9 protein-coding genes and 1 tRNA gene are annotated in these 10239 nt (G+C 74.7%); 9 read left to right on the plus strand and 1 reads right to left on the minus strand.

Annotation, left to right across the window (positions count from 1 at the left end; genetic code table 11):
- Nucleotides 1–70 precede the first annotated feature (70 nt).
- From ACFHPP_RS07765 to ACFHPP_RS07785, 5 genes are read left to right on the plus strand one after another with little or no spacing between them, the layout of a single operon-like run.
- Nucleotides 71–2821 (plus strand): 4Fe-4S dicluster domain-containing protein, encoded by a 2751-nt coding sequence (locus tag ACFHPP_RS07765; protein ID WP_437162691.1) that lies wholly within the window; start codon nucleotides 71–73, stop codon nucleotides 2819–2821.
- The gene (gene nrfD / locus ACFHPP_RS07770) at nucleotides 2818–4134 is read left to right on the plus strand and encodes an NrfD/PsrC family molybdoenzyme membrane anchor subunit (RefSeq protein ID WP_437162692.1); all 1317 of its coding nucleotides are present in this window, start codon (nucleotides 2818–2820) and stop codon (nucleotides 4132–4134) included. Before ACFHPP_RS07765 ends, nrfD begins: the two co-directional genes overlap by 4 nt.
- A complete protein-coding gene (locus ACFHPP_RS07775; protein WP_437162693.1) occupies nucleotides 4131–4667 on the plus strand; it encodes a DUF3341 domain-containing protein in 537 nt (178 codons plus the stop codon). The genes nrfD and ACFHPP_RS07775 overlap by 4 nt, the downstream gene beginning before the upstream one ends.
- A gap of 38 nt (nucleotides 4668–4705) precedes the next feature.
- On the plus strand, nucleotides 4706–5083 hold the full coding sequence (locus ACFHPP_RS07780; RefSeq protein ID WP_437162694.1) for a c-type cytochrome: 378 nt from the start codon (nucleotides 4706–4708) through the stop codon (nucleotides 5081–5083).
- Complete coding sequence (locus ACFHPP_RS07785) at nucleotides 5080–6165, plus strand: hypothetical protein (RefSeq protein ID WP_437162695.1); 1086 nt, start codon at nucleotides 5080–5082, stop codon at nucleotides 6163–6165. The genes ACFHPP_RS07780 and ACFHPP_RS07785 overlap by 4 nt, the downstream gene beginning before the upstream one ends.
- A 43-nt stretch (nucleotides 6166–6208) precedes the next feature.
- Here the strand turns inward: ACFHPP_RS07785 and ACFHPP_RS07790 are convergent, their stop codons facing one another.
- On the minus strand, nucleotides 6209–6583 hold the full coding sequence (locus ACFHPP_RS07790; protein ID WP_437162696.1) for a DUF1622 domain-containing protein: 375 nt from the start codon (nucleotides 6581–6583) through the stop codon (nucleotides 6209–6211).
- 61 nt (nucleotides 6584–6644) lie between these two features.
- Between ACFHPP_RS07790 and selA the strand changes: the two genes are divergently transcribed.
- The 4 genes from selA to ACFHPP_RS07810 all read left to right on the plus strand — a co-directional run bounded on the left by selA (nucleotide 6645) and on the right by ACFHPP_RS07810 (nucleotide 10235).
- Nucleotides 6645–7988: an L-seryl-tRNA(Sec) selenium transferase gene (gene selA, locus ACFHPP_RS07795; protein ID WP_437162697.1), complete on the plus strand. Its 1344-nt coding sequence runs from the start codon at nucleotides 6645–6647 to the stop codon at nucleotides 7986–7988.
- Nucleotides 7985–9865 (plus strand): selenocysteine-specific translation elongation factor, encoded by a 1881-nt coding sequence (gene selB, locus ACFHPP_RS07800; protein WP_437162698.1) that lies wholly within the window; start codon nucleotides 7985–7987, stop codon nucleotides 9863–9865. Before selA ends, selB begins: the two co-directional genes overlap by 4 nt.
- 6 nt (nucleotides 9866–9871) lie before the next feature.
- A tRNA-Sec gene (locus ACFHPP_RS07805) sits at nucleotides 9872–9965 on the plus strand.
- 75 nt (nucleotides 9966–10040) lie between these two features.
- Nucleotides 10041–10235 carry a hypothetical protein gene (locus tag ACFHPP_RS07810; protein ID WP_437162699.1) on the plus strand — a complete coding sequence of 65 codons (195 nt, stop codon included), beginning with the start codon at nucleotides 10041–10043 and terminating at the stop codon, nucleotides 10233–10235.
- Nucleotides 10236–10239: the final 4 nt, after the last annotated feature.

Consider the following 10239-nt stretch of genomic DNA (forward strand, 5'->3'; position numbering starts at 1 on the left):
GGGAACCAAGCGGCCCGCTGGCGCGTCACCGATGCAGCGCCGGCCTGGCGTGCCGACGGAGCCGCCCATCATGACGCCGCCCGATGCCCTGCCACCCGAAGCCTTGGAACCGCCTTCTGCGGACCGGCGCAGCGTGCTGCGCGCCGCCGGTGCCTCCCTGGCCCTGGCGGCTGCCGCGGGCTGCGATGCGGGCAGCGAGTTCGGCAGCCCGCTGTATGCGCCCGCGCGCGGGGTGGCGGAGGCGACGGGCCGCTACGCCACGGTGCTCGACCTCGACGGCATCGGCCGCGGCGTGCTGGTGCGGACCCGCGCCGGCCACGCCATCAAGGTGGAGGGCAATCCACGCCACCCGGGCAGCCTGGGCGCCACCGACATCTTCCTGGAAGCCGCCGTGCTGGGGCTGCACGACCCGGCGCGGTCGCGGCGCATCCGGCGGCAGGGCCGCGTGCTGCGGGATGCGGCGACGCTCGCGGCGTGGCTGGAGGAACAGCGCGGCGCGCTGGCGGCGCGCGGCGGGGAGGGCCTGCGCATCCTGACCGGGCCGGTCTCCTCGCCCACGCAGCGCCGGCTGATCGCGGCGGTGCTCCAGCGCTGGCCGGGCGCGCGCTGGCATGTGCATGCGCCGCTGGCCGATGCGGCGGCGGCGGAAGCCGCGCGGCTGGTATTCGGGGAGGCGCTGGTGCCGCTGCCGGACCTGGCGCGCGCCCGCTGCGTGCTGTCCCTCGGCGCGGACCTGCTGGGACCCGGCCCGGCGCAGATCGCGCAGGCGCGCGGCTGGGCGCTGGCACGCCAGGTGGGGCGCGAAGTGGGGCAGTTGCCGGTGCTGATCGTGGCGGAGCCGACGCCGACGCTGACAGGCTCGAAGGCGGATCGCCGCCTGGCGCTGCCACCGGCGCAGATCGAGGCGCTGGCGCGGGCCGTGGCCGCGGCGCTTGGCGTCACGGCGGTGCAGGGCGCGACACATCCGGACGCCGCCGGCATCGCCGCCGCCTTGCGCGCCGCAGGCCCGGATGCGTTGGTGGTGGCCGGGCGCGGGCAAGGCGTGGCGGTCCACGCGCTGGCGCATGCGATGAACGCGGCGCTGGGCGCGGAGGTCCGGCACATCGCCGATCCGGTGGCCGCCGAGGCCGGCACGCTGGCGGCGCTGGCGCGGGATGCCGGCGCGGTGACGCATCTGCTGGTGCTCGATGCCAACCCGATGCAGGACGCGCCTGCTGATTTCGACATGGCGGCGCTGCTGCGCCGCGTGCCGCACACGCTGCATGCCGGGCTGTATCCGGACGAGACCGCCTTGGCGTGCGACTGGCACCTTCCGCTGCGGCATCCGCTGGAAAGCTGGGGCGACAGCCTCGCCCATGACGGCACGGCGGCACTGCGCCAGCCGGTGACGGTGCCGCTGGTGGAGGGTGCGACGACGCCGGAGGAGATCCTGGCGCGGCTGGCCGGGTTGCCGGGCGATGGCCAGGCGCTGGTGCGGGACACCTGGCGCGCGGCCTGGGGGGATGCGGGCTTCGAGGAGCGCTGGCTGGCGGTGCTGGAGGCCGGGGTGGTGGAGGACAGCGCTTCGCCGCCGCGCCCATCGGCATTGCGCGCCGATTTCGCGTTGCCCGCCGCGACGCCTGGTGCCCCCGGGCCGGTCGCGGTCTTCGCGCCCGATCCGCACCTGCATGATGGCAGCTTCGCGCCGCTCGCCTGGTTGCAGGAATTGCCGCGGCCGCTCAGCCGCCTGGCCTGGGGCAACGCGGCGCTGATCGCGCCGGCGGATGCGGCGGCGCTGGGGCTGCGGGATGGCGCGGAGGTCGAGCTGGAACTGGCAGGGCGCAGGCTGCGCGCGCCGGTGCTGGTCATGCCGGGCCAGGCCGCCGGGGTGGTGACGCTGCCGCTCGGCGGCGGGCGACGCGCGGCCGGCGGGGTGCCCGGCGAGGTCGGCTTCGACGCCTACCGGCTGCGCTCCGCCGCGGCGCCGTGGGTTGCGCCGGGCCTGGCGTTGCGGCCCCTCGGCGAGGCCGTGGCGCTGCTCGACACCAGCTACGGCCAGGACCTCGCGGATGGCGCGCCGCGGGTGCGGCGCATCGGGGTGGAGGCGGGCATCCCGCCGCTGCCGCCGCCGCGATCGCTGTATCCGGATTGGGCGTACCCCGGCCATGCCTGGGGCATGTCGATCGACCTCGACACCTGCATCGGCTGCAACGCCTGCGCCATCGCCTGCCAGGCGGAGAACAACGTGCCGGTGGTCGGGCCGGAGGAGATGGCGCGCGGGCGGGCCATGCATTGGCTGCGCGTCGATCTCGTGCGGGCGGAGGACGCGGTGGATTTCCAGCCGGTCCCCTGCATGCATTGCGAGAAGGCGCCGTGCGAGGTGGTCTGCCCCGTCAACGCCACGGTGCATGACAATGAGGGCCTGAACGTCATGGTCTATCCGCGCTGCATCGGCACGCGGACCTGTTCCAACAACTGCCCCTACAAGGTGCGGCGCTTCAACTGGACGGATTACGGGCGGCAGGCGGATGCGGTGCCGGTGCGCAATCCGGATGTGCCGATCCGCCCGCGCGGCGTGATCGAGAAATGCACCTACTGCCAGCACCGCATCCAGGCGGCGCGCGACGTCGCGCGGCAGGAGGGTCGCCCGATCCGTGACGGCGAGGTGCGCACCGCCTGCCAGCAGGCCTGCCCGACGCGCGCCATCCATTTCGGCGACATCAACGATCCGGGCAGCGACGTCTCGCGTGCCAAGGCACAGCCGCGCAACTACGCGCTGCTCGGCAACCTGGATACGCGGCCGCGCACCACCTACCTCGCGCGCCTGGTGCCGGAGGCGTGAGTACCGGCTTCGACACGCGGCCGGTCTCCGACACGCCGCTGCGGCCGGATTTCGGCTGGCGGTTCGGGCTTTCGGTCGCGGCGGCGGCGCTCGCCACGCTGCTGCTGGCCTATGCGGTGGTGGCGCTGCTGCTGCGTGGCACGGCGCTGTGGGGCACCAACGTGCCCTTCGTCTGGGGCTTCGACCTGATCAACTACGTGTGGTGGATCGGCATCGCCAATGCCGCCAGCCTGTTCGCGGTGATCCTGGTGCTGCGCCGGCACGGGCTGCGCACCGCGGTGAACCGCTTCGCGGAAGCCGCGGCGCTGGCGGCGGTGGCGGCGGCGGCGCTGTATCCCATCCTGCATCTCGGGCGGCCCTGGCTGTTCTACTGGACCGTGCCCTATCCCGCGACCTACGCGGTGTGGCCCAACTTCCGAAGCACGCTGGTGTGGGATTTCTGGGGTATCATGTCGCATGTCGTGGTCACCGGGCTGTTCTGGTACACCGGCCTGATCCCGGACCTCGCCACCATGCGCGACCGCGCGGTGGCGAAGCGGCGCATGGTCTCGGCGCGGATCTATGGCGTGTTCGCGCTGGGCTGGCGTGGCTCCGTGGTGCATTGGGCGCGCCACCAGGCGGCCTACCGGCTTGTGGCGGCGCTGGTGCTGCCGATGCTGGTCTCGGCACAGACCATCGTCGCGCTGGAATTCGCCACGACCCTCGTGCCGGAATGGCACCAGGCCCGGCTGCCGCTGCATGTGGTGGCGACCGGCGTGCCCTCCGGCCTCGGCGTGGTGCTGGCGCTGGCGGCGCTGCTGCGCGGCGGGCTGCGGCTGGAACGCTTCATCGACGAGGGTGACATCGATCTGCTGGGCAAGCTGATGGCAGCGACCGCAGTGCTGTGCGGCTACGTCTATGCCGAGGCGCTGCTGGTCGCGGTGCTGGAGGATGCGGTGACGCGGGATGCCATGCTGGCGCGCGCCTTCGGCGCCTATGCCGGGCTGTACTGGGGCGGCTTCGCGCTGATCGTGCTGGTGCCGCAGCTGCTGTGGCTGCGCCGCTTCCGGCTGCAGGCGCGCTGGGCGGTGCCGATCGGGCTGGCGGCCGCCGCCGGCGTGTGGCTCGACCGTTTCTCCATCGTCGCCGGCGGGCTGCTGCGCGACCACCTGCCGCGCATCGGGCCGCTATACGTGCCGACGGTGCCGGAATGGACGCTGCTGGCCGGCACCGTCGGGCTGTTCGTGCTGCTGATGCTGGGCTTCGCCCGCTTCGTCCCGGTGGTGTCCATGTTCGAGACGCGGCACGAGGAAAGCGAGGCGGACGTGCCATGACCGAGGGTAGGACCACCGCCGTCGTCGCTGAATTCGCCGAACAGGATGCGATGGTGGACGCGCTGCGTGCGGCCCGGGACTTCGGCTGGCGCCGGATGGATGCGCATGCGCCGTTCCCGGTGCCGGATGCGGCGCGGCTGCTCGGCGTGCGAGGCGCTTCGGTGGCGTGGATCGCGATCGGCGCCGGGCTGTTCGGCGGGGTGCTGGCCTATGCGACGCAGTGGTGGCTCAGCGTGCAGGTCTATCCGATCAATGTCGGGGGCCGGCCGCTGCACGCGCTGCCGGCCTTCCTGCCGGCCACCACCATCGTCGCGATCCTGTGGGCGGCGGCCGGCGCGCTGGTCGGCATGCTGGCGCTGAACCGCCTGCCGCGGCTGAGCCACCCGGTCTTCGCCGCGCCCGGCTTCGGCCGCGCCAGCGAGGACCGCTTCTTCCTGTGCCTGTTCACCGGCGACCCCGGCCTCGACGCCGCCGAGGCGCGCCACCTGCTGCGCCCGCACAAGCCGCTGCGCATCAGCGAGGTGGCGGAATGAGGCGCCTGCTGCCCATCCTTCTTTTGCCGATAAGTCTGTTGGCAGCCTGCGATGGCTGGCCCGCCAGCACGCCGCCCGCGCCGCCCGCCCCGCCTCCGCCCGGCGCGGTGGCGCAGGGCGAGGCCGCGCGACGCCAGGCGCTGGCGCCGCCGGGGCCGGAGGTGACGCCGGCGCTGCTGGAGCGCGGCGCGGCGCGCTACGCCATCCACTGCACGCCCTGCCATGGCCCCTCCGGCGCCGGCGACGGCCCCGTCGTCGCGCGCGGCTTCCCGGCGCCGCCGCCACTGCCGGCGGAGGCGGCGGAGAGCATGGCGGTGATCGCGGAGAACCGCGCCCGCGCGCACCCCTTCGCGGACCGCATCGCCCCCGCCGACCGCTGGGCGATCGCGCGCTTCGTCGAGAGGCTGGCGCCGTGAAGCTTCTCGCCGCCCTGGCCGTGGCGCTGGCCGTCGCCCTGGCCATCGGCTTCGGCGGGCCGGTCCTGGCCGAGGCCTGGCTTGCCGGCTTCCTGCTGTGGACGCTGCTCGGCGTCGGGGCCATCGGCGTGCTGGCGCTCGGCCATCTGCTGCGGGAGGAATGGCTGGCGCCTATCCGCCCGCCGCTGGAAGCCGCCGCGCGCAGCCTGCCGCTGCTGGCGCTGATGGCGCTGCCGGTGCTGTGGAGCGTCGAGACGCTGTACCCTTGGGCGCCGGAAACGGGTGGCCCGGATGAGGGTCTCCGCGCCGCCATTCTGCAGCCCATGGGGTTCCGGCTGCGCGCGGCCGGTTATCTGCTGGTCTGGGCGGTGCTCGGCTGGCGGCTGGCGCGGCCGGGGCGGCACCAGGGCCTGTCGGCGCTGACGCTGACCCTGTTGCTGCCGACGATGACGCTGGCCGGCTTCGACTGGGTGCTGTCCCGCGACACCGCCTGGTACCCCAGCCTGCAAGGCTTTTCCCTGTGGGTGCAGGGGCTGGCGGCGGCGCTCGCGGCGGCCATCCTGGCTGGCCGCCCGCATCCGGATTCGGACGGGCTGCCGGGGCTGGAACGCGCCCTGCTGACGCTGGGGCTGGCGGTGCTGTGGCTGTGGTTCAGCCAGTTCATCGTGGTGTGGATGGCGGACCTGCCGGAGGAATCGGCCTGGTACCTGCGCCGGCTGGGGGATTGGGGCTGGGTGCAGCTCGGCCTCGCTTTGCCGGCGCTGCTGCTGGCCATCGCCCTGGCCGCGCCGCCGGACCACGGGCGCTGGCGCATGGTCGCGGTGTGCTGGCTGCTGCTGGTGCAGTTCGGCGCGCATCTGTGGTGGGTGCTGCGGCCGGACGCGCCGGTGGCGCGGCCCTCGCCCTGGCTGGATCTTATGGTGGCCGCGGGGCTGGGGGCGGCGTGGCTGCTGTGGTGCCTCGGAGACCGGTCGAGGATGCCGGCGGCTGAGGATCCGCGTGGTGTTCTGCGCACCTGGCCGAAGGTGGACGCCGCCGATGCTGGTCGCATCGGCAAGTCCGCCGACGCCCCAGGGGCGTAGAAGACCCGCGGAGCCGACCCGCCCGGCGTTCTCGGCCGGTCTCTCAGCCCTTCGGCCCCTGCCAGGGCCAGCGACCCTCGATCTCGACCTCCAGCGACAGGCTGAGCACGGTGCGGATCAGCACCACCAGGCCGAGGGCCGCGACCGTCGTCAGCGTCATCGGTGCGGCGACGGTGTGCACGATATCCGCCGCCACCAGCAGTTCCAGGCCGAGCAGGATCGCCCGCCCGAGATTGGCGCGGTAGGGCTTGAAGGAGTCGGACCAGCCGGGCTGTCCGCGGCTGAACCCGGCGCGCAGGTACAGCGCGCTGGTGGCGACGACGCCGACCAGCAGCACCAGAACCCCGGCGAGTTCCAGTCCGGCCGCCGCCCATTCGGCGAGGCCGCCGACCCAATCGCCCGGTCCATGGCTTGTCATGTCCGGGATAAAGCGCCGGCCGGGCCATGGTTGCGGGGAACCGTGGCGCGGCTGGATCGTCATGGCCGGAATGGATCAGTTCAACCCGCGCGCCCTGCCCGCCCTGCACCGGCTGCTTGCCGGGCCGGAGGCTGCGGCGCTGCTGGCGCGGCATCCGCGCCCGGCGGTGGCGGCGGCGCTGCGGGCGGAGCTGGCGGCGGTGCGACAGGGCGGCACCGGGTTTTCCGCACCGCGCGCCTTCGCCGCGGCCGAGGCGGCGCTGGAGGCTGCGGCACGGCCGGGCCTGCGCCGCGTCATCAACGCGACGGGCGTTGTGCTGCACACCAATCTCGGCCGCGCGCCACTGCCGCAGGCTGCGCTTGCGGCCCTGGCCGGCGGCTACTGCAACCTGGAGCTGGACCTCGGGACCGGCCGCCGCGGCCATCGCCACGCCGCCTGCGCCGCGCTGCTGGCCGAACTGACGGGCGCCGAGGCGGCACTGGTGGTGAACAACGGCGCCGCCGCCATGCTGCTGGCGATGACGGCGCTGGCGGCGGGCGGCGAGGCCGTGGTCTCCCGCGGCGAGCTGGTCGAGATCGGCGGCGGCTTCCGCATCCCGGACGTGATCCGCCAGGGCGGCGCCGCGCTGGCGGAGGTCGGCACCACCAACCGCACCCGCCTGTCCGACTACGCCGCGGCGATCGGCCCCGCGACGCGCCTGCTGCTGCGCGTCCACCAGAGCAACTTCGCCATGCGCGGCTTCACGGCGCTGCCGGATGCGGCGGCGATCGCGGCGCTGGCGCGGGAGAGGGGGCTGCTGTCGGTGGTCGATCTCGGCAGCGGCGCGATGGTCGATCTTTCGCGGTACGGCCTGCCGGCGGAGCCGACGCTGGCGCAGGCGGTGGCGCAAGGCTTCGACGTGGTGGTGGCGAGCGGCGACAAGCTGCTCGGCGGGCCGCAGGCCGGGCTGGTGCTCGGGCGGGCGGAGGTGGTGGCGCGGCTGGCGGCGCATCCGCTGATGCGCGCGCTGCGGCCGGACAAGCTGACGCTGGCGGCGCTGGAGGCGACTTTGCGCCTGTACCGCGACCCGGAGACGGTCGTGCGGACGATCCCGGCGTTGGCGATGCTGACGGCGCCGGTGGCGGAGGTTTCCGCACGCGCGGCGCAACTGCTGGCGCTGCTGCCGCAGGGCGAGATCGTAGCCGGCACCTCCCTGGTCGGTGGCGGATCGCTGCCCGCCGTCGAATTGCCGAGCTGCCTGCTGGCGCTGCCCGGGCCGGCCGAGGCGCTCGCCGCGCGGCTGCGCCAGGGCGAGACGGCGGTGATGGCGCGCATCGCGGGCGGCCGCCTGCTGCTGGACCTGCGCACGGTGACGGAGGACGAGGTGCCGGCACTCGCCGCCGCGATCCGCGCGGCGCTGGCATGAGAAGCGCGCTGGTCGGCGTGCTCGGCCATGTCGACCACGGCAAGAGCGCGCTGGTGCGGGCGCTGACGGGCACGGACACCGATCGGCTGCCGGAGGAGAAGGCGCGCGGCATCTCCATCGTGCTCGGCTTCGCCCGCCTGCTGCGGGACGGGGCGGAGATCGACCTGGTGGATGTGCCGGGGCATGAGCGCTTCCTGCGCACCATGATCGCCGGCGCCACCGCCATCGAGGCCGCCCTGCTGTGCGTCGATGCCGCGGAAGGCGTGCGGGCGCAGACGGTGGAACATGCGGAGGTCGCGGCGCTGCTCGGCGTTTCGCGCGGCGTGGTGGCGCTGACGCGCTGCGATCGCGTGCAGGATTCCAAGGCGGCGGAGGCTGAAGCGCGGGCGCTGCTTTCGCGGCTTGGCCTGGGCGATTGGCCGGTGGTCGCGACCGCCGCCGTGACCGGCGACGGCGTGCCGGGGCTGGCCGCGGCCTTGGCGGGGCTGGCGCGTCCGGATGTGCAGGCCGGCGAAGGCGCCTGGCTGCCGGTGGACCGTGCCTTCTCCCGCCCCGGCGCCGGCACCGTGGTGACCGGCGCGCTGCGCCGCGCGAAGCTGACCGTGGGGAATGAGGTGGAGATCTGGCCCGGCGGCGCCGTGGCGCGGCTGCGCGGCGTGCAGATGCATGGCGCGGCGGTGGAACAGGCCTCGCCCGGTCGCAGGGTCGCGGTGGCGTTGCGCGGGGTGACGGTGGACCAGGTGCCGCCGGGCAGTGCGCTGGCCGCGCCGGGGCTGCTGGTGGAGTCGCGGCGGCTGGATGCGCGTGTGGTGCTGCTCGCCTCCGCGCCGGCCGCGCTGCCGCGTGGGGCCGCGCTGCGCCTGCTGGCCGGAACGGCGGAAGTCGGCGCGCGGCTGCACCTGCTGGACCGGGCGGCGCTGGCGCCTGGTGAGGCCGCGGTGGCACAGCTTCGCCTGGATGCGCCGCTGGCGATGCCGGCGCGGGAGCGCTTCGTGCTGCGCCTGGCCAGCCCCGCGCGAACGGTCGGCGGCGGGTTGGTGCTGGACCCGGCGCCGCCGCGCCGGTCCGCGCGCGATGCGGCGCTGCTGGCGGCGATGGCGGCGGCGGGGCCGGAGGATGCCTCGGCGCTGCGCCTGCGCGCGGCGGGCGCCCGGGGCGCGACGGCGGCGGCGCTGGCACGTATCGCGGGTGTGCTGCCAGCTTCGCTCCTTCTGCCGGATGCGGTGCGGCTGTCGGGCGGGCTGTTGCTGCACCGGGAGGCCTGCACGGCCTTGGAGGCCGCGGCGGTGGCGGCGGTGGAGGCGGCGCAACTGCGCGACCCCGCCGCGCCGGGGCCGGGCCTGGCGGAGCTGCGCGCCGCCCTGCCGGCCGGAGCGCCGGTGGAGGGCGTGCTGGCGCGGCTGGTCGCGGCGCGCCGCCTGGATCTCGCCGCCGGCCGCTTCACCCGGCACGGCCTGGATCCGCTGGCGCTGCTGCCGCAGGCCGCGCGCAGCCTGCTGGACGCCACCGAGGCCAGCTTCCGGGACGCCGGCCTGGCGCCGCCCGATGCGGCGGTGGTGGTGGCGGGGCAGCGGGCACGGGCGCAGGCCGTGGCGCTGCTGGTCCGCACCGGCCGCCTGGTCCGGGCGCCGGACGCCGTGCAGAAGCGGGAGGTGCTGTTCCATCGTGTCGCGATGGCCGACGCACGGGCGGCGTTGCGGCAGGCCTATGGCGGACGCGCCGAGGGCTTCCTGGTGGGCGATTGCGGCCGGCTGCTCGGCATCTCCCGGAAATTCGCGGTACCGTTGCTGGAGCGGCTGGATGCGGAGGGGCTGACGCGGCGCTCCGGCGACCGGCGTCATATCGTCGCGGAACCGGATGTCGTGCCGGGCAGTTGAAGCCGCGGAGGCGACAGGTGGCCTGGTGGCCCCCACGGTCTTCAAAACCGGCGATCCGCTCAACCCGGATGGTGGGTTCGATTCCCATCCGCCTCCGCCAGCAACCCAGGGTTGATCTTCTGCTATAATCAACTTTGTGCTATACCGCCTCACGAAGCCGTGTATTCTTTGGCCCATGAGCGACGCACCCATCTCCCAAGCCTGCATCGTCACCTTCAGCCCACGGCCGGCTGCCGCCCCGGAAGCGACCCGTGCGCCGAAACCCGCACCGCCGCGTGCGCCCACCAACACCTTCGTCGTGGGCTTGCTGCGGCAGGGCTACTACAACGCGGTCGCCTACATGAACGCGCTGACCGCTCGCCAGACCTGAGCCG

The sequence above is a fragment of the Falsiroseomonas sp. E2-1-a20 genome, assembly GCF_051433195.1.
Taxonomy (GTDB): domain Bacteria; phylum Pseudomonadota; class Alphaproteobacteria; order Acetobacterales; family Acetobacteraceae; genus Falsiroseomonas.